This is a genomic window from Planctomycetota bacterium (assembly GCA_035384565.1).
In the GTDB taxonomy this organism is placed as follows: Bacteria; Planctomycetota; PUPC01; order DSUN01; family DSUN01; genus DAOOIT01.
Genome location: DAOOIT010000001.1, coordinates 91,351 through 110,160, shown reverse-complemented (window position 1 = coordinate 110,160; position 18,810 = coordinate 91,351). Strand labels below are relative to the sequence as shown.

Annotated in this window: 15 protein-coding genes; 9 read left to right on the top strand and 6 right to left on the bottom strand. The window is 67.7% G+C overall.

The genetic code is table 11. The annotated features are described in order from the left end of the window. Positions 1–7: 7 nt before the first annotated feature. Entirely contained in the window at positions 8–1,474 is a 1,467-nt protein-coding gene (locus PLE19_00335) for a shikimate dehydrogenase (protein ID HPD13363.1), read from the bottom strand. Then, complete coding sequence (locus PLE19_00330) at positions 1,471–3,030, bottom strand: 2-isopropylmalate synthase (protein HPD13362.1); 1,560 nt, start codon at positions 3,028–3,030, stop codon at positions 1,471–1,473. The genes PLE19_00335 and PLE19_00330 overlap by 4 nt, the downstream gene beginning before the upstream one ends. 363 nt (positions 3,031–3,393) lie before the next feature. Here PLE19_00330 and PLE19_00325 point away from each other — a divergent pair, with 363 nt between their 5' ends. After that, positions 3,394–5,502, top strand: a complete 2,109-nt coding sequence (locus PLE19_00325; GenBank protein HPD13361.1) for a beta-agarase — start codon at positions 3,394–3,396, stop codon at positions 5,500–5,502. Positions 5,503–5,624: 122 nt separating this feature from the next. Further along, positions 5,625–6,071 carry an IS200/IS605 family transposase gene (gene tnpA, locus PLE19_00320; protein ID HPD13360.1) on the top strand — a complete coding sequence of 149 codons (447 nt, stop codon included), beginning with the start codon at positions 5,625–5,627 and terminating at the stop codon, positions 6,069–6,071. Positions 6,072–6,177: 106 nt separating this feature from the next. Here the strand turns inward: tnpA and PLE19_00315 are convergent, their stop codons facing one another. Then, entirely contained in the window at positions 6,178–7,071 is an 894-nt protein-coding gene (locus PLE19_00315) for a glycosidase (protein ID HPD13359.1), read from the bottom strand. 128 nt (positions 7,072–7,199) lie between these two features. On the opposite strand from PLE19_00315, the gene PLE19_00310 reads away from it, so the two are divergent. From PLE19_00310 to PLE19_00285, 6 genes are all read left to right on the top strand, one after another. Beyond that, positions 7,200–8,444: a Gfo/Idh/MocA family oxidoreductase gene (locus PLE19_00310; protein HPD13358.1), complete on the top strand. Its 1,245-nt coding sequence runs from the start codon at positions 7,200–7,202 to the stop codon at positions 8,442–8,444. Between the two features lie 106 nt (positions 8,445–8,550). Beyond that, entirely contained in the window at positions 8,551–9,408 is an 858-nt protein-coding gene (locus tag PLE19_00305) for a TIM barrel protein (GenBank protein HPD13357.1), read from the top strand. A 78-nt stretch (positions 9,409–9,486) separates the two neighbouring features. Beyond that, positions 9,487–10,725: a glycosyltransferase family 4 protein gene (locus PLE19_00300; protein ID HPD13356.1), complete on the top strand. Its 1,239-nt coding sequence runs from the start codon at positions 9,487–9,489 to the stop codon at positions 10,723–10,725. Next, positions 10,722–11,813 carry a glycosyltransferase family 1 protein gene (locus PLE19_00295; GenBank protein ID HPD13355.1) on the top strand — a complete coding sequence of 364 codons (1,092 nt, stop codon included), beginning with the start codon at positions 10,722–10,724 and terminating at the stop codon, positions 11,811–11,813. The genes PLE19_00300 and PLE19_00295 overlap by 4 nt, the downstream gene beginning before the upstream one ends. A gap of 67 nt (positions 11,814–11,880) precedes the next feature. Continuing rightward, complete coding sequence (locus tag PLE19_00290; GenBank protein HPD13354.1) at positions 11,881–12,618, top strand: DUF1080 domain-containing protein; 738 nt, start codon at positions 11,881–11,883, stop codon at positions 12,616–12,618. Between the two features lie 72 nt (positions 12,619–12,690). Continuing rightward, positions 12,691–13,458, top strand: a complete 768-nt coding sequence (locus PLE19_00285) for a DUF1080 domain-containing protein (protein ID HPD13353.1) — start codon at positions 12,691–12,693, stop codon at positions 13,456–13,458. Between the two features lie 179 nt (positions 13,459–13,637). On the opposite strand, the gene PLE19_00280 is transcribed toward PLE19_00285, so the two are convergent. From PLE19_00280 to PLE19_00270, 3 genes are read right to left on the bottom strand one after another with little or no spacing between them, the layout of a single operon-like run. Further along, complete coding sequence (locus PLE19_00280) at positions 13,638–14,927, bottom strand: ABC transporter substrate-binding protein (GenBank protein HPD13352.1); 1,290 nt, start codon at positions 14,925–14,927, stop codon at positions 13,638–13,640. Positions 14,928–14,973: 46 nt separating this feature from the next. Further along, on the bottom strand, positions 14,974–15,714 hold the full coding sequence (gene recO, locus PLE19_00275) for a DNA repair protein RecO (GenBank protein ID HPD13351.1): 741 nt from the start codon (positions 15,712–15,714) through the stop codon (positions 14,974–14,976). Between the two features lies 1 nt (position 15,715). Then, a complete protein-coding gene (locus PLE19_00270) occupies positions 15,716–16,969 on the bottom strand; it encodes a PQQ-binding-like beta-propeller repeat protein (GenBank protein ID HPD13350.1) in 1,254 nt (417 codons plus the stop codon). Positions 16,970–17,127: 158 nt separating this feature from the next. Here PLE19_00270 and PLE19_00265 point away from each other — a divergent pair, with 158 nt between their 5' ends. Next, entirely contained in the window at positions 17,128–18,717 is a 1,590-nt protein-coding gene (locus PLE19_00265; protein ID HPD13349.1) for a Gfo/Idh/MocA family oxidoreductase, read from the top strand. Positions 18,718–18,810 lie beyond the last annotated feature (93 nt).

The following is an 18,810-nucleotide window of genomic DNA, read 5'->3' as shown; positions in this document are numbered from 1 at the left end:
TTCTCCCTCAGCGGCGGAGGCGGGATTCGACGACGGAGCGCATGAAGGCTCGCGGGGCGGGGAGGCCTGTCCACAGCTCGAACTGCTCGACGGCCTGATTGACGAACATCTCCAGGCCGTTGACGGTGCGGCAGCCGGCGGCGCGGGCCTCGCGCAGGAGGCGGGTCTCGGGCGGGTTGTAGACGCTGTCGAAGACGAGCGCGCCCGGCCGCAACCGTGCGGCGTCGAGAGGCGTCTCGTCCACCCTCGGGTGCATGCCGAGCGAGGTGCCGTTGACGAGGATGTCATAGGCGACGGAGCCGGCGGCATCGAGCGGCACCGCCGCGCAGCCCACTTCGGCGGCGAGGCGGACGGCGCGCTCGTGGGTGCGGTTGGCGATGACGACGCGGGCGCCGCGCTCGGCGAGGCCGAAGGCCATGGCGCGCGCCGCGCCGCCCGCGCCCAGGAGCAGCACGGACTTCCCCGCCAGCGAATCCCCTTCGGGCAGGCCACCCGTAACGGCCCCGACGGCAGCCGACCAGTCGGTGTTCGAGCCGCAGAGGCGCCCGTCGCGCCTGACGATGGTGTTCACGGCGCCGATGCGGCGGGCGAGGGGCTCCACCTCGTCGAGGAGGGGGATGACGGTCTCCTTGTGCGGGATGGTGACGCTGTAGCCCTCTACGGGCAGCTCCCGGAAGGCGGGGATGAAGTCGGCGGGAGAGTCGACGCGGAACGGCAGGTAGACGGCGTCGAGGCCGGCGTGCTGGAAGGCGGCGTTGTGGATGGCCGGGCTCATCGAGTGGGCGACGGGGTTGGCGATGACGCCGTAGACGCGCGTGGCCGGCCCGATGCGGCGGAAGCCGTAGAGGCCGAGGAGGTCGGCCACGGGCACCTGGCCGGGCGCGGCCTCGCGGCCGGCCTCGAGGGAAGCGAAGACGAGGAAGGCGCCGAACTTGGGGCCGAGCACGCGGCTCACATGGCCGTGCTCGCCCATCGTGACGGCGATGGTGGGCTTGCGAGCGGCGCGCAGCAGGCGGAAGATCGCCAGGTTGTCGCGCAGCGATTTCGCTTGCGTGGCGATCTTCACGATGTCGGCCTCAGTGTGCTCGATGCGGCTGGCGATGGCTGCGATATCGGCCGGCGTCTCCTCGAAGTTGTGGTAGGAGACGATGAGGCGCGCCTTGCCCTGCCGGCGGAAGCGGGGCAGGGCGTCCAGCTCCACGTCCACGAAGTCGGCGCCCAGGCGATCGGCCTCCTCGAGGAGAGCGATCCGCCGCCCCTCATCGCCCGCCCACCGTCCGCCCTCGCGGACGGGGCGGTTGGTGACGATGACCGGGCAGGGGCGGCCGTCGAGGAGCCGCCGAACGTCCGGCTCGCGGGTGTAGTCGAGCCGGAGTTCGGCGACGTCGAACGCGCGGGTGGGCGCGTGGAGCGACGCGAGAGTCTCCTCGGTGGTCTCCGCGGTCAGCGAAACGCACAGCAGGGTCTTGCTCACGGGTGCTCATCCGCCGCAGGGACGCCGTTGGCTCTCTTCCGCTGGTGGAGGAGCGCGGCCACTTTGTTCACGGCCACAATGTAGGCCAGGGCGCTGGCCTCGAGGATATCGGTCGAGGCCGCGCGGCCCGATACGCGCAGCCCGTTCGACTCGAAGAGGAGCGAGGCCTCGCCCAGCGCGTCCTTGCCGCTGGTGACGGCGCGGATCTGGTAGTCGAGCAACCGGCCGGTGATTCCGGTGATACGGTCAATGGTCTTGTAGACGGCATCCACAGGGCCGTCGCCGGTCGCGGCGTCCTGGCTCGGCTCCTCGTCGTCACGCTGGAGTTCCACGGCGGCCGTGGCGATGCTGCCGGTGCCGCTGGTGATCTGGAAACGCACCAGCTTGAAGAGCCCCTTGGCCTCGGCGGCGATGCCTTCGATGATCGTGCGGAGGTCGTCGTCGAAGATCTGCTTCTTCTTGTCGGCGAGGGCCTTGACCTCGGCGACCACCTGGGCGAGCTGCTCGTCGGTGAGCTCGTAGCCGAGGTCGCGCGCGCGGTCGCCGATGGCGTGGTGGCCCGAGTGTTTGCCGATCACGAGGTCGCTCTTCTGGAGCCCCACATCCTCGGGGCGCATGATCTCATAGGTCGAGCGCTCGGCGAGGACGCCGTGCTGGTGGATGCCGGCCTCGTGGGCGAAGGCGTTGAGGCCGACGATGGCCTTGTTGCGCTGGACGAAGATGCCGGTGAGGCTGGCCACGAGCTTGCTCGCGGGCACGAGGCGCTGGGTCACGATCCCCGTGTCCACGCCGAAGTAGTCGCGGCGGGTCTTGAGGTTCATCACGATCTCTTCGAGGGCCGCGTTGCCGGCGCGCTCGCCGAGGCCGTTGATGGTGCACTCGACCTGCCGCGCCCCCGCCTTCACTGCGGCCAGCGAATTGGCCACCGCGAGGCCGAGGTCGTTGTGGCAGTGGACGCTGATGACCGCCTGGTCAATGTTCGGCACGCGGTTGCGGAGCGTGGCGATGAGGGCGCCGAACTGCTCGGGCTCGGCGTAGCCCACGGTGTCGGGGATGTTCACGGTGGTCGCGCCCGCGGCGATCACGGCCTCCACCACCTGGCAGAGGAAGTCGGGCTCGGTCCGCGAGGCGTCCTCGGGCGAGAACTCCACGTCGCCCACGAGGTTGCGCGCGAGCTTCACCCCCTCGACGGCGAGGCGGACGATCTCCTCCTTGGCCTTCTTGAGCTTGTGCTCCATGTGAATCTTGGAGGTGGCGAGGAAAACGTGGATGCGCGGCCGCTCGGCGCCCTTGACGGCCTCGTGAGCGCGTACGATGTCCTTCTCGAGCGCCCGGGCCAGGCCGGCCACGGTCACGCCCTTCACCTCGGCCGCCACACGGCTCACCGCCTCGAAATCGCCCGGCGACGCGATCGGGAAGCCCGCCTCGATCACGTCCACCTTCATCGCCGCCAGGGCGCGGGCGATCTCAATCTTCTCGGCCGTGTTCATGCTCGCGCCCGGCGATTGCTCGCCGTCGCGGAGGGTGGTATCGAAGATGATCACGCGGTCGGTCATGGGTTCTTCTTCCTTCGAGTTGCCCTCCCGAAAGGTGCTGGAGCTCTCGGGAGGGGGATAATGAAAACGCCCCAGGGCCGCTGGGGCCTTGGGGCGTGATAGACGGCACTCGGTGTTGCGATGACCCTAGGACCCGCGCGGCGCGCGTACGCCAACGACTTGTGTAAGTCGGCGTAGGCCCAGAGCCTGGTTCTCCTTGATATAGCCCTGGACGCCACACGGCATGGCCCGCACTCCTTAATCGTCCGACTCGTTTGAGCCAGATTCTACTCGCCGGCAGGCCGGAAGTCAAGGCGACTTGGCTTCGCCCCGCCGCTCGTGTATAACCGACGTCGGGAGGGCAACCCGCAGGAGGACATTCGCATGGCGGCAGGAATCCCCTGGTGGCTGTGTGGCGCGGCACTCGTCGCATTGCTCGCCTCCTCGGCGGCGGACGCCGGCGAGCAGGTGCTCTTCGACTTTGGTGGGGGCTTCGACCCTACGGCGATCCTGGCAAGCGATGTGAAGGTGGAGTTGATCCGCAGGGAAACGGGCTCGGCGCTTCGCATCGCCAGCGGCCGCCGCATCGAGTGGCCCGGCATCACCCTCAAGGCGCCGAAGGGCAAGTGGGACCTCTCGCCCTTCGAGTGGCTCGCGCTCGATGTGAAGAACGTCGGCGCGAACGACGTCACGGTCTGCTGCCGCGTGGACAACCCCGGCGCCGACGGCGTGCGCAACTGCCTCACGGGGCGTCTCGACCTCAAGCCCGGCGAAAGCGGCACGCTCCAGGTGCCCTTCGCGCGCAAGCCCGTGAGCGCCATGCGCAGCAAGCTCTTCGGCATGCGCGGCTATCCCGACGGCTCGAACGACCCCGAACGCGCGATTGACCCGGCAAACGTCACCCAGCTCCTCGTCTTCGTGCCCCGCCCGAAGGAGGACCACGCCTTCGAGATTGACAACATCCGCGTCGGCGGCAGCTACGTCCCGCCTCCCGTGGACCCCGACAAAGTGAAAGCCTTCTTCCCCTTCATTGACACCTTCGGCCAGTACATCCACAAGGATTGGCCGGGCAAGACCCATTCGCTCGACGACCTGAAGGCGCACCTCGACGCGGAACTGAAGGACCTTGCCGAGAAGCCCGGCCCCGCCGATTGGGATCAGTACGGCGGCTGGAAGGACGGCCCCGCCCTCAAGGCCACGGGCTTCTTCCGCGTCGAGAAGCACGACGGCAAGTGGTGGCTCGTGGACCCCGAGGGCCGGCTCTTCTGGTCGCACGGCACCGACTGCGTGCGCGAGAACGACTCCACGCCCATCAACGAACGGCAGACCTGGTTCCAGGACTTCCCCGGCGACAGGCCGGAGTTCAAGGAGTTCTTCTCGCAAGGCCGCGCCCTTCACGGCCACTATGCAGGGCGGACCGTGGACTGCTTCAGCTTCCTGCTGGCCAACTGCAAGCGGAAGTACGGCGACGGCTGGCAGCAGAAGATCGCCGACATGGCCCATCGCCGCCTGCGCAGTTGGGGCATGAACACCATCGCCAACTGGTCGGACCCGGCCGTGTACCTGATGCGGCGAACGCCGTACACGGCGACGGTGCATTTCGGCGGCAAGCTGCTCGAGGGCAGCCAGGGCTACTGGGGCAAGTTCCGCGATGTCTTCGACCCCAGCTTCCGCGACGAGGTCCGAAAGGCCATGGCCGCCCAGGTGGGCAAGGCCGCAGGCGACCCCTGGTGCATCGGCTTCTTCGTGGACAACGAGATCGCCTGGGGCGACGACACCTCGCTCGCCATCGCCGCACTCCAGTCGCCCCCTGACCAGGCGGCCAAGAAGGTCTTCCTCGCCGACCTGAGGGGCAAACACGGCGACATCGCGAAACTCAACGCCGCCTGGGGCACGAGCCACGCCTCGTGGGACGCCCTGCTCGCCCACCGCGGCGCGCCCGACAAGGCCAGGGCCCGTGACGACCTGGCCGCCTTCTACACGAAGACGGCCGAGACCTATTTCAGGGTGATCCGCGAGGCCGTCAAGGAGGTGGCCCCCAACCAGCTCTACCTCGGCTGCCGCTTCGCCTGGGTGAACGACCGGGCCGTGTCGGCCGCCGTGAAGTTTTGCGACGTGGTGAGCTACAACTTCTATCGCCGCTCGATCGCCAACGTGCGCATCCCCGGCGGGGCCGACGTGCCGCTCATCGTCGGCGAGTTCCACTTCGGCGCGCTCGACCGCGGCATGTTCCACACCGGCCTCGTGCCCGTGAAGGACCAGGCCGAGCGGGCGAAGGCTTACAGGGAATACGTCGAGGGCGCCCTGCGCCATCCGCAATTCGTCGGCACCCACTGGTTCAAGTACACCGACGAGCCGACCACCGGCCGCGCGCTCGACGAGGAGAACTACCAGATCGGCCTCCTCGACGGCTGCGACACGCCGTACCCTGAGACGAGGGACGCGCTGCGCGAGGTGGGCTACTCCCTCTACAGGATTCGCAGGGGTAAGTGAAGACGCGTCGGGGGAAGGCGCCGGCCCAGTCCCGAAGGGACGACAGGGTCTTGCCGGCGGCGTGAGCCGCCGGAAAGGGACCAGGAGGAGACAGAGCCCCGACGGGGCGAAAGGAGCGCCGAATGTCCTACACCAATCTGCTGTACCACCTTGACTTCGCAACCAAGGAGCGCGTGTCCTACCTCAAGCCTGACCACCTCGCTCGAGTCGCGCCCTACATTGGCGGCATCATCCGTGAGGTCGGCGGGCAGATGCTGGCCGCGAATGGCGCCCCCGACCACATCCACATCGCGCTTCAGGGGTCGCCTACCCTGGCGGTGGCCGACCTGGTGCGGGTGATCAAGGCCAACTCCTCGAAGTGGATTCACGAGACGTTTCCCACTCTCGCCCCCTTCGCCTGGCAGGAGGGCTATGCGGCCTTCAGCGTCTCAGCCTCCGTGATGCCCAAGGTGCTGGCCTACATTCAGGGGCAGCAGCAACATCACCAGAAGGCCGACTTCAGGCAGGAGTTCATCGCCCTGCTGAAGAAGCACGGCATCCCATATGACGAGCGGTTCGTGTGGGGATGAGGACGCTGCCGCCCCGTCGGGGCTGGAGATTCCGTTGGCCCCTGGCTTTCCGGCGGCTTACGCCGCCGGCTAGATCCTTTCGTCCCTTCGGGGCTGGGTCAGGCGGTCAGCCGTTCCCCTGCGCCCACGCGCGAATAGCGGCCATCGGACAGGTGGCCACGGCCATGACCGTGTCGGCGCCCCCATAGTAGAGGAAGAACGTGTCGTCCTTGACCACCTGGCCGCAGGAGAAGACGACGTTCTTCACGTCGCCGTAGAGCTCATAGTCCGCTTCGGGCTGGATGATCGGGTCCTGGTGCTGCCGCAGAATCCTCCGCGGGTTCTCGGCGTCGAGCAGCATCAGGCTCTGGCGGTAGACGCTCTGGGCGTCCACACCGTGGTAGACGACGAGCCAGCCTTCCGGGATGCGCATCGGGGGGCCCGAGAGGCCGATCTTGGCGTGCTCCCAGGTGCCGGGGCGCGGGCGGGCGAGGATCTCGAACTCGCCCCAGCGGTAGCAATCGTCGCTCCAGGCGAGCCACATGCACGGCGGCTCGCGGTGGATCATGCAGTAGCGCCCACCGATCTTGCTGGGGAAGATCGCCGAGTCCTTGTTGTCCAGGTGCGGCAGGATGATGCCGTAGCGCCTCCAGTGGAGCAGATCATCGGATTCGGCCATCGCCACGCGCGGGTGCCGCCCGTCGTAGGCGGTGTAGAGCATGCGGTACTTGCCCTCCACGAGCGTGATGCGCGGGTCCTCCACGCCGCGGGACTCGCTGGGGTCCTGGCCCTGGTACACCCACCCCGGCACGCGCGTGAAGCGGAAGCCGTCGTCGCTCGTGGCCAGCCCGATGCTGGAAACGTAGGCCGCGCCGAACGCGGCGTCGCATGCGCGGTAGAAGAGGTAAACCTTGCCGTCCTTGAGCACGGCGGCGGCATTGAAGACGGAGTGGGCCTCCCACGGGTTGGCGGGGTTGGCCTTCAGGATCGGGTTGCCGGCGTAGCGGGTGAGCTTGACCATGCGTCGAGGCTCCTTTCCTTCGCGGGGTGAGGCGGCAGTATAGCGCCGGGCTGCGTCGGACACAAGATGCTTGACTCCGCCCGTGCCTCGCGCGATGCTGTGAGGGGGAGACGGAGGAACTGAAGCCGATGGCCGAGATGAAGGTGGGCGTGATCCTGCACGGCGTGACGGGGCGGATGGGCGACGTGGCTCACCGGGCGCTCAAGGACATCATCGTGCGCGGCGGGGTGCAGGTGGCCGACGACACGGTGATGCCCGTGCCCATCGGCCTGGGGCGCGACGAGCCCCGTCTGGCCGAGTACGCCCGCGCCACCGGCCTCGAGGCCTGGCACACCTCGCTGCCCGAGGCATTCGAGCAGGCCAGGAGGCTCAACCCGTGCATCCAGGTGTATCACAACGCGGTGGCCACCGGCGCGCGGCACGGCACCCTGCTCGCCGCACTCGACGAGCTGGACCCCGCGACGGCGGGCGTCTTCAGCGAGAAGCCCATCGCGGCCGACTACCGCGAGGGCCGCGACCTGGTGGCCGCGCTGGAGCGGCGGCATTTCGCCAGCGGCGTGGTGCACGACATGCTCCAGACGCCCGGCTTCCGCAAGGCCCTGGCCACGCTGCCCCTCATCCGCCCCATCTCGTGCCAGATGCTCTTCGGCTACGAGGTGGGCGACGGCAAGAGCGACAACCCGGCCTTCCGCGGCCAACGCCCCGACTTCAACTGGCGCCTCGCCGACGCGGGCGGCGGCATCATCCTCGACATGTGCCACGAGGCCTACATTTCCGCCGCGCTGTTCGGCGCCACCGAGCGGCTCTCGGCCGTGGCGCGCCTGCTCGTGCCCGAGCGAGTCTCGGCCGACACGGGCGAACTCATCCGCTGCGACGTTGAGGACTACGCGGCCATCCGCCGCGAGCACACGTGCGGGGTGGTGAACAACTCGGTGTGGACCTGGTGCCGGCGCATCAATTCAGAGTTCGGCCCGCTCGAAATCACGGTCGAGGGCGAGCAGGGCACCATCGTGTTCGGCCTCAACGGCCTCAAGGTGCAATGGAAGGAGACCGCCCCCGCCCTTCGCTGGCGCGACATTCTCGAAGGCCGGCAGGTGGACTGGCGAAGCCACTGGCAATACCCCGACCTCCAGCCGCGCAATGCCTTTGCGGTGGAGCTGGAGCGCTTCATCCGCTGCCTCGTCCAGCGCGAGGCGTACCCATACGACGCCGCCCACGCCCTCGACTGGCTGGGCGAGGTCGAGGCCATCTACCAGAGCGCCGCGGCCCAGGGCGCCCCGATCACCCACGACCAGTTCCTCCACTACCCCGACGCCGTGCCGCCCGACTGGCGCCCCGAGCGCCTCCAGCGCCTCCTCGGCGTCGAGCGCTGAGGAACGCCCCCTGTCGCCCCTCGGCCCAGATCGTTTGACTCCCTGCAACCATCGGCCTACGATGGCCCTGGTTGGCAGGACATGAGGCTCTCCTGGAGGCACAGTCATGCGAGTCTTCATGGCAGTGTGGGCTGGTGTGTGCTGCCTGACCACCGCAGGAGCCGCCGAGCCGCCTGCGAAGAGCACGGCCTCTCCCTTCTTCGTCCTGTGCATGGACACGCACGACGCGAAGAAGCGCTCGCTCGAAGAGCAGGCGGCGATGCTGAAGGAGCTGGGCTTCGACGGCTGCGCGCACCTGTGGCTCGGCGGCGTGGCCGAACGCCTGAAGACCCTCGACGCCGCAGGGCTGAAGCTCTTCGAGGTCTACATCCAGGTCAACGTCGCGCCCGGCAAGCCCCCCTACGACCCGAAGCTCAAGGAAGTCGTCGGGCTGCTCAAGGGGCGCGACACCATCCTGGGCCTCCTCCTCCAGGGCTGCCCGCCGTCCACCGAGGCCAATGATCCGCACGCGGTCGAAGTGGTTCGGGAGATCGCCGACCTGGCTGCCGCCTCCGGCCTGCGCGTGGCCCTCTATCATCACACCGGCGACTGGCTGGAACGCGTCGAGGATGCCATCCGCGTGGCGAAGAAGGCCGATCGCAAGAACGTGGGCATCCACTTCAACCTGTGCCACTGGCTCAAGATGGGCGACGAGTCGGGCCTCGACGCGCTCCTCAAACAGGCGGCGCCCTACCTGCTCGTGGTGACGCTCAATGGCGCCGACCACGCCGACCGCAAGGCGGGCTGGGACAAGCTGATCCAGCCGCTTGACCGCGGGCAGTTCGACCTCGTCGCTCTTCTGAGCAAGCTGAGGGCCGTGGGCTATACCGGCCCCATCGGGCTGATGTGCTACGGCATCGGGGGCGATGCGCGCGAGCACCTGGCCCGCTCGATGGCCGCCTGGCGCAAGCTCTCGGCGCCTTGACAGATCGCGTGCCTTGCGTAGAATCAGCCCCTATTGGCGACGCCGGCGGCCGGTCTGTCTTCGACGCATCGAGGGCGCATGAAGATCGCATTGGTCCACCCGAACCTGGCGGTGCGGGGCGGGGCAGAGAATGTCGTGGTCTGGCTGGCCCAGAGCCTCGCGCGGCGGGGGCACCGCGTCATCGTGCTCACGGCGAGCTACCGGCCCGAACTGTGGCCCGAAGAGCAGGTGCGCGGCCTTCAGGTCGAAATCCTCCGCGCGCCGCTGGCTTTTCTGAGGTCGAAGCGCCTCACGCTCCACTCGTTCGGCCGTTCGCTCGCGCGCCGTGTGGCCGACTGCGACGTGCTGAACTGCCACAACTGGCCGTCGAACCTGTGGGTGGCTCGCGCCCGCCGCGCGAGCCGCCGGTTCCCGCGCGTAGTATGGTACTGCCAGGAGCCCAACCGCAGAATCTATTGGGAGGAGACGGACAGGAACCTGGTCCGTTTCGCCGCCGCCGGCGGGGACCTGCGTTATAACGAGCACCTGCGGCGCGACGTGGAGCGCGAGCGCGCCAGCGCCGCGCTCCGGGCGCGCAAGCGCGCGCGCGACATCGCCTGGGACCAGGCGGCCCTCCAGGCCGTGGACCAGGCGCTCGTCAACAGCCGCTTCTCACAGGCCGCCTTCGAGCGCGTGTACCGCCGTGCGGCCGCGATCTGCGCCCTGGGCATTCCCCTGCCGGACGAGCGCGAGCCGGCCTGCGAGCGCGGCGTCGGCTTTTGCGCCGTGTCGCCGCTCACGCGAAAGAAGAACGTGCACAATGTGATCGAGGCGTTCGGCCTCCTGGCGGGCGAAGAGCGGCTCGGCCAGGCGCGATTGAGGATCGTCGGCGATGGGGCCGAGCGCCCGCTCCTTGAGCGGCGAGTGGCCGAGCTGGGCCTTACCGGCCGCGTCGAGTTCCTCGGCTTCGTGCCCGACGCGGAGCTGCGGCGCGTTTACCGCGAGGCGCGCCTGCTGGTCTATGTCCCCGTGGACGAGCCGTTCGGCCTGGTGCCGCTCGAGGCGATGGCCTCCGGCACGCCGGTCGTCGCCTCCGACCACGGTGGGCCGCTCGAGAGCGTGGTGCATGGCGAGACCGGGCTGCACGTCAACCCCTTCGACCCGCGCGCGATTGCAGAAGCCGTGGCGTCCCTGTATCATGATGAGGCCCGACGCCGGGAGATGGGCACCGCCGGAGTCCGCCGCGTGCGCGAGCAGTTCAGCCTGGAGAGCTTCCTCGACCGCTTCGAGCGCCTCGCGCTCACCGGCACTGCGACAGAAGGACCCGTCCCGCAATGAGGATCGCCATTGACGCTTCGGGTGCCGCTGAGACGCGCGCAACGGGCATCGGCAACTACATCCGCTGGCTGCTGCGCGGCCTGGCCGACCTCGACGCCGAGAACCAGTACGCCATCTGCTACCGCCTCTCCAGGCTCCGCTATCGCCATAACTTCCCGCGCATCGAGAAGCCCAACTTCCGCACGAAGATCATTCACGAGCCGTTCAACCCCCTCTTCATGCGCCGCCTCGACGTCTTCCACGGCCCCGACACGCGGCTGCCGCGCTGGACGTCGGCCCGCAAGGTCGTCACCTGCCACGACGTGGCGGCGCTCGTGAGCGACGCCTATGCGGACGAGCGCTTTCGCCGAATGAAGATCCGCCGCTACCAGCACGTCGTCGAGCGGGCCGACCGTATCATCGCCATCTCCGAGAGCACGCGCAGCGACATCGTGAGGCACCTGGGCGTCGCGGCGGGCAAGATCACCGTCGTGCCGCTTGGCGTGTCCGACGACTTCGCACCCCAGCCCGCCGAGGCACAGGCGGCCGTGTGTCGCGCCCACGGGCTCGACAGGCCCTTCTTGCTCTGCCTGGGCGCCATCGCGCGCCGCAAGAACACCGGCCGCGTCATCCAGGCCTTCGGCCAGGTGGCCCGGCGGTGCGACGTGCTGCTCGCGCTCGTTGGCCGCCCCGGCTATGGCTGGGAGAGCGAGCTGGCGCCCATCGAGGAACTGGGGCTTCAGGACAAGGTGCGCCGCATCGGCCACGTGGCGGATGGCGACCTGCCCGCCCTCTACTCGGCGGCGCGGGCCGTGCTCTTCCCCTCGCTCTACGAGGGCTTCGGCATCCCCGTGCTCGAGGCCATGGCCTGCGGCACGCCCACCGTAACCTCGAACTGCTCGAGTCTGCCCGAGGTGGCCGGCGACGCGGCCCTGCTGGTGGACCCCCTCGACGTCGAGGCCATCGCCAACGCCACGCTGCGTCTGCTCGACGACGGGGCGCTCCACGACAGCCTGCGAACCAAGGGCCTCGCGCGCGCCAGGCTCTTCCCCTGGAGCCGCACCGCAGCCGAGACGCTCAGAGTCTATCGCGAAACCTGCGCCACTTGAATGCAGGCGCAGCCCTGCGTATGATAGGGCCGTTGCCCATCGGCTCACCCTTTTCAGGAGACGCAGCATGAGGTGGCAAGCAGCATTGGCGCTGGCGTTCGTGGCGGGCCTGGTCCTGCCCCTCGCCGCAGGCGATGCGACCGACGACGAGGGCTTCGTACCCATCTTCAACGGCAAGGACCTCATGGGCTGGGACGGCAATCCTGACCTCTGGTCGGTGAAGGAAGGTGCCATCCACGGCGAGACGACCCAGGAGAAGCCGGCCAAGGGCAACACCTTCTGCATCTGGAGGGGCGGCGTGCTGGAGGACTATGAGCTGAAGATCACCTTCCGCATCCACAGCGGCAACTCGGGCATCCAGCACCGCAGCGTGGACTGCGGCAACTGGGTCGTGAGCGGCTACCAGGCCGAGGTGTGCAACAGCCCGGCCGTCGGCTTCCTCTATGGCGAACGCGGCCGCGGCGGCCTCGTCAACGTCGGCCAGAAAGTCGTCATCGCCGAGGACGGCAAGAAGGAGGTCGTCGGCCAGATCCCCGAGGCCAAAGACCACTACAAGAGCTATAAGCCGCAGGATTGGAACACATACCGCATCGTGGCCCAGGGGAACCACATCCAGCACTTCCTCAACGGCATCCAGACCATTGACCTGGTGGACAACCAGCTCGACGACCCGAAGGCCGAGAAGCCCGACCTCACGAAGGGCCGCCTCAAGGGCATCCTCGCCCTCCAGATTCACGCCGGCCCGCCCATGTGGGTCGAGTTCAAGGACATCAAGCTCAAGGTCCTGAAGAAGGAAGAGAAGTGACCAGGCGGCAGGAGGCAGCCAGCCGTGAAGACCTCCCACTTTGGACGCTTCCCCATTCCCGGAGACCCTATGATGCGCGAGAAGCTGTGTTGGATGGCGATATTGGCTTTCGTTCTCGGCTTCGGCCTGGTGGCCGCGGCCGGCGACGCGCCCGACGACGAGGGCTTCGTGCCCATCTTCAACGGCAAAGACTTGACGGGCTGGGACGGCGACCCGACCTTCTGGTCGGCCAGGGACGGCTGCATCCGCGGCGAATCCACGCCCGAGAAGCCGTGCAAACGCAACACCTTCTGCATCTGGCGCGGCAACGACGCGGTGAAAGACGGCATCCTGAGGGACTTCGAGATGAAGGTGTCGTTCCGCATCCAGAACGGCAACTCGGGCATCCAGTACCGCAGCCAGGACCGTGGCAACTGGGTCGTCACCGGCTACCAGGCCGAGGTGGAGAACGCCAAGGGCAAGGTCGGCTTCCTCTACCACGAGGGCGGCCGCGGCTGGCTCGTGAACGTCGGCGAGAAGATGGTCATCCACGAGGATGGCAAGAAAGAAGTCGTGGCCTCGCTCGGCGACAAGATGGAGCTGACGAAAGACTACAAGGCGAAGGACTGGAATCACTACCGCATCGTGTGCCGCGGCAACCATATCCAGCACTTCCTCAACGGCGTGCAGACGATTGACCTGGTGGACAACCAGCTCAACCCGGTTGATGTGGTGAAAGGCCGCGACGAGAGGAAGGGCGCCCTCAGCGGCATTTTCGCCCTCCAAATCCACTCCGGCGGCCCCATGGTCGTCGAATTCAAAGACATCAAACTCAAACTCCTCACGCCCGAGACCAAGTGAGCAATTTGGGGGGCACCTTCTTGCAACAAGGTGCCCCCAAGCCCCCCTCCAAGAACTCTCAGACTAGGCTTCGGATTTCGGCAGCCGAAATCTGAAGCCCAACTCGAGAGTCTTTGGGAAGGAGGGCGGATTGGGGGAGGAAGCCCTTTCTGGCAGAAAGGGCTTCCTCCCCCCTTCGCTTACTCCTGGATCACTCCGCGTGCCAGGAGACGGCGGCGTTCGCGGTCGAGGCTCTTCTGGATGCGTTCGCGCACTTCGGCAAGGGCATCCTTCGGCTCGGCGCTGAGGAAGCGCACCTTGTCGAACGCGTTGTTCAGCTCGCGGTGGTATTCGCGCCAGACGCCGGTCTTGCCGAGCGAGACGACATTGGGGCTCTCGGCCAGGTCGCGGAAGAGTTTGATATAGGGATGCGGGTGCTTCTGCCAGAACTCGGGGCTGACCCTCTTGAGCGGCGAGAACTTGCGCTGGCCCATGCACAGGATCTCCATGCCCTCCTGGGAGTTGACGAACTTGATGAACTCCCAGGCCTCTTCGGGGTGGCGCGAGCCTTTGGGGATAACGATGACGTCGGCATCGGCCGTGCTCACGTTGTCGAGGCCCTCGACCGCGCTGGGGAAGGCGGCGGCGCCCCATTCCATCCCCGGGGCGTACATGTCGATAAAGTTGTGCATCCACACGCCCTGAATCTCCATCGCCACCTTGCCCGAGAGGAAGGCGTTCTGGGGCGACGAGAAGTTGCCGAAGCCGCTGGCGAAGCGGCGGATGTCGTCCACGCCGTACTTCTTCGAGTAGCTCTGGATCCACTCGAACGCCTTCACGTTCGCGGGGTCGTTGGCGGTGATCGTGTCGCGGCCGTTCCACAGCTTGCCGCCGAACCAGAAGGGCCAGGACCAGTTCCACCACCCGGGCTCCTGAGGCAGGAAGCCCACCTGGGTGAGATTGCCGTCGGCGTCGCGCTTCGTGAGTTTCTCGGCCAACGCGTCCAACTCGGCGATGGTCTTCGGGGGCTTCTCGGGGTCGAGGCCGGCGTCGCGGAAGAGGCGCTTGTTCCAGTGCAGCGCCACGGTGGCGGGGGTGGTGGGCAGCGCCCACATGCGGCCGCGGTGCTCGCAGAGGTCCCAGTAGACGGGCACGTAATCGTCGCGCGACATGCCGGCGGCCTGGAGGCGGTCGCTGAGCGGCTCGAGAGCGTTGCGGTCGGCATAGGGCGCCACGCAGAAGGCGTAGGAGCCCGCCACATCGGGCGGTGTGCCGCCGGCGATGGCCACGAGCAGTTTGCGCTCGATCTGGCTGATGGTGATGCGCTCGACCTCGATGCGTCCCTGATACTTGCGGTTGAAGGCGGCCACCATGTCGGCGCAGGCCTGGCCCTCGAACTTCGTCCACTTCTCCCAGTAGGTGATCTTCACTGGCCCGGCGCTCTTCTCGGCGCCGCAGCCGGCGAGAAGCACCGCGCATGCGGCCAGCACGGGCAGCCTGTAGGCGGGGCGTCTCCGCCCAGCGACTTTGGAGCTCTCACACATATCGCATCAACCTCGGTTCCTCGCCCAGGTGGTGGGTGATCGTGGCCTTCATCAACTTGCGCAGCACGACGAGAATCCCCTGCGAGAGCTGGGCGGCCGCCGCGGCCGTGGCCTCGCCGCCGGCCAGGCGCTCGAGGGTGTCGAGCGCGCTTCGGGGCACGCCCACGCTCTTCGGGTCGCGCGCCTTGCAGGCCCGGCACAGCACGCCGCCGAGGGCAGAGCTGTAGGCTGCCGAACCCCTCGGCAAGTCGGTCGCCTGGCACGCCACGCAGGCGCGCAGCATCGGCGCGTAGCCCGCGAGCGCGAGCAGATGCACCTCGAAGCGCAGCAACACGGCGTCCACGAGCTCGCCGCCGCTCAGCGCCCGCAGCGTGTCCAGCAGCAGGTCGAAAAGGGGCGGCTGGCTCTCCTCGGGCGGCGTCATCTCGCGCACCAGCTCGGCAGCATACAGCGCCGCGTAGAGGCGGTCAACCCCCGCTCGCAGGCCCATGAAGCGGTCGAGCAGTTTGCATTCGGTGAGGATGTGCAGCGTGGTGCGGCTCTTGCGGGCGAAGACGATCTCGTTGTGGCACAGCAGGTCGAGGCGGCCCTCGAAGTTGTTGCGCTCGCGTTTCGAGCCTTTGGCCAGGGCCGAAATGCGCCCGAACTCGCGGGTGTAGAACCACGCGATCTGGCTCGTCTCGCTGAAGTCCTGGAGGCGAATCGCAATCGCCTCGGCCTTGCAGAGGGGCACGTTACTTCTTCCCCTCAATGGCGAACAGATGGCTGAACGTGCGCAGGTAGAGCACGCCGCCGGCGATGGCGGGGGTGGCGTGGCTGCCCTCGCCCAGAGGGTTGGCGGCCAGTGGCTCGAGCTTCTCGTCGGCACTGACGATGTGGACCACGCCCTTGCGCGAAATGCAGTACAGCCGCCCCTCGACCCAAACCGGCGAGCCGTAGAAGAGGTCCTGCAACCGCGTCTCGCCAAGCATCTCGCCGGTGGCGGCACGCAGGCACCGCACTACGCCGTTGTCGGTCCACAGGAACAGCTTGCCGTCCTTGGCGATGGGGGTGGGCACGTAGGGGATGCCCTTCTTCTCCTCCCACACGAGCTTGGGCGGCGTGCCGTCCTTCGTCGAGCCGGGCCGGACGGCGACGAACCGCCGCGCGATGCCGCCGACGCCGCAACTGCCGACCACGAGGCCGTCGGCCAGAACGGTCGAGGTGACTACGCGAAGGGGGAAGGCATCCTTGAGTTCCCAGTTGACCTTGCCCGTGGCGGGGTCCACGCTGGTGACGCCGTGGCTCTGGCACATGAAGATGAGCTCGGGCGGCCCGCCCTCGGGCTGGTAGAGGCAAGGGGTGCCGTAGGCGGCCTTGGTGGTCGTGCGGAGCACGGTCCAGCGGTCGGCGCCCGTCTTGCGGTCTACGGCGATGAGGCTGCTGTTGCCCTCCTGGTCGTTGGGCAGGATGACGAGCTCGCCGACGACGACGGGGGAAACGCCGCTGCCGTGCTCGCTGATGAACTCGCCGAAGTTGCGGCGCCAGACCTCCTTGCCCGAGTGGTCGAGGGCCAGGAGGTTGATCTCCTCGCGCGTCGTCCAGGTGACGTAGACGTGGTCGGCGTCCACCGCGGGCGTGGAGGAGGCGAAGCTGTTATCCTTGTTGACGACTGTGGCAGCCGACTCGTAGCGCTTCTCCCACAGGGTCGAGCCGTCGCCGGCCTTGAGGCACAGGATGATGCGCTGGGCGGTCTCTTTGTCGCCGCAGGTGATGAACAGCTTGTCGCCCCAGAGCACCGGCGACGAGTGGCCGGTGCCCGGCAGGGTGATTTTCCACTTGTAGTCCGTGTCGGCCCACTTGACGGGGATGCCCGTGGCAGGGCTGATGCCAGTGCCGTTGGGGCCGCGGAAGCGGGTCCACTCGTCTGGCCTGGGCGCGGCGGCCCGAGTGGGTGACGCGAGAACGAGCGCCGCCAGGGCGCCGAACATGATCCGCGTGGAGGTCACGAGCGGCATCTCCTCCTATGGATTTCGGTCGCAGCCTCAAGGACGCAGGCAGTGTACCGGGCGGCGGCCTGCATTTCAACTTGGCTGCCACCCGGCCTTGCAATCCTCGGGCCGATTGGCTATATAAGAGGCATACCGGAATGGCGAAAGGAGCAAGCATGAGCAACGTGTCGCGTCGAGCTTTCCTGAAAGGCTCGCTGGCCTTCGCGGGCGCGGGGTTGATCATTGGCACCCGGGCGCGGCCCGTGCTGGGGGCCAACGAGCGGATCAACGTCGGCGTGGCCGGCATCAACGGGCGGGGCGGCTCGCACATCGGCGCCTTCCGCGGCTCTAAGGATGCCGTGGTCACCTATCTGATTGACGTGGACAAGAACACCTTCGGTAACCACCTGCGCTCCTTCGAGGCCCCTCTGATCAAAGAGATCATGAAGGAAAAAGGCATGAAGGAGGTCGAGGTGCCCAAGGAGGCCGCGGGCGACGAGAAGAAGAAGCTCGAGGCCGAACGCGCCAAGCAGCTCGACGAGGTGCGCAAGCTCCTTGACCCCGCCAAGCTGCCCACGTGCGTGCAGGACGTGCGCAAGGCGCTCGAGGACAAGAACCTGGACGCCCTCTCGATCGCCACGCCCAACCATTGGCATTCGCTGATGAGCATCTGGGCGGTGCAGGCGGGCAAGGACGTCTACGTCGAGAAGCCGCTGAGCCACAACGTCTTCGAGGGCCGCAAGCTGGTCGAGGCCGCGCGCAAGTACCAGCGCATCGTGCAGCACGGCTCGCAGAGTCGCGGCAACACGGGCTGGGCCAAGGCCACCGCCCTGGCCCGCTCGGGCAAGCTCGGCAAGCTGCTCATCTCGTACGGCTGGGCCTCCAAGCCCCGCGGCGCCGTGAAGAAGGTGGACCCCGAGCCCGTGCCCCCGAATCTCGACTACAACCTGTGGCTCGGCCCCGCGCCCGAGCGGCCCTTCTCGCGCACCTTCGTGCACTACAACTGGCACTGGTTCTGGGACTTCGGGAACGGCGAGATCGGCAACCAGGGCGTGCACCAGATGGACCTGGCTCGCTGGGCGCTGCCCGACGAGGCCCTCACCAAGCCGATCAAGGTGCTCACCATGGGCGGCCGCTTCGGCTGGAACGACCCGTGCGAGACGCCTAACGCGCACCTCACGGTGTTCGACTATGGCGACTACCAGCTCATCTACGAGGCCTGCAACCTCACCGGCAACGGCGACGAGAAGAAGGGGATTCCCCGGACCGCCGTGGTGGACAACGCCTTCGTGACCGAGCAGGGCGAGATCACCCCCGGCGGCTTCACGCCCAAGGGCGGCAAGAAGGAGCCGCTGCCACCCATCGAGGTGAACATGGGCGCCGGCGGCGACAGCTTCGAGAACTTCCTCCGCGCCATGCGCAGCCGCAAGCACGAGGACCTCGTGGCCGATGTGCTCCAGGGCCATCTCTCGTGCGTGCTGTGCCACCTGGGCAACATCGCCTACCGCCTCGGCAAGCCCGTGCCGTTCGCCGAGAGCCGTAAGGTCTTCGCCGCCAGCCCCGCCGCCCAGGCCGCCCTCGAGAAGATGGAGTGGCGGATGAAGTACCGCGACATCAAGATAGACGACTCGCTCACCTACACCGTCGGCCCCGTGCTCACGTTCGACCAGAAGGAAGAGAAGTTCGTCGGCGAGCGGGCCGACGAGGCGAACAAGCTGCTCACGCGCGACTATCGCAAGCCTTTCGTCGTGCCCAACGAGGTGTGAGCGGCCCGCGGCATCTGACCGTTCAGCGCACCCAAGGCCAGGGGGGGCAATGCCTCCTGGCCTTGGCGTTCCGTGTTTGTGCGCCTTGACTCG

Coding starts and splice junctions, on each gene's coding strand:
- PLE19_00290 (HPD13354.1), top strand. CDS start 11,881: ATGAGGTGGCAAGCAGCATTGGCGCTGGCGTTCGTGGCGGGCCTGGTC.
- PLE19_00285 (HPD13353.1), top strand. CDS start 12,691: ATGCGCGAGAAGCTGTGTTGGATGGCGATATTGGCTTTCGTTCTCGGC.
- PLE19_00310 (HPD13358.1), top strand. CDS start 7,200: ATGGCCGAGATGAAGGTGGGCGTGATCCTGCACGGCGTGACGGGGCGG.
- PLE19_00305 (HPD13357.1), top strand. CDS start 8,551: ATGCGAGTCTTCATGGCAGTGTGGGCTGGTGTGTGCTGCCTGACCACC.
- PLE19_00330 (HPD13362.1), bottom strand. CDS start 3,030: ATGACCGACCGCGTGATCATCTTCGATACCACCCTCCGCGACGGCGAG.
- PLE19_00315 (HPD13359.1), bottom strand. CDS start 7,071: ATGGTCAAGCTCACCCGCTACGCCGGCAACCCGATCCTGAAGGCCAAC.
- tnpA (HPD13360.1), top strand. CDS start 5,625: ATGTCCTACACCAATCTGCTGTACCACCTTGACTTCGCAACCAAGGAG.
- PLE19_00295 (HPD13355.1), top strand. CDS start 10,722: ATGAGGATCGCCATTGACGCTTCGGGTGCCGCTGAGACGCGCGCAACG.
- PLE19_00300 (HPD13356.1), top strand. CDS start 9,487: ATGAAGATCGCATTGGTCCACCCGAACCTGGCGGTGCGGGGCGGGGCA.
- PLE19_00325 (HPD13361.1), top strand. CDS start 3,394: ATGGCGGCAGGAATCCCCTGGTGGCTGTGTGGCGCGGCACTCGTCGCA.
- PLE19_00265 (HPD13349.1), top strand. CDS start 17,128: ATGAGCAACGTGTCGCGTCGAGCTTTCCTGAAAGGCTCGCTGGCCTTC.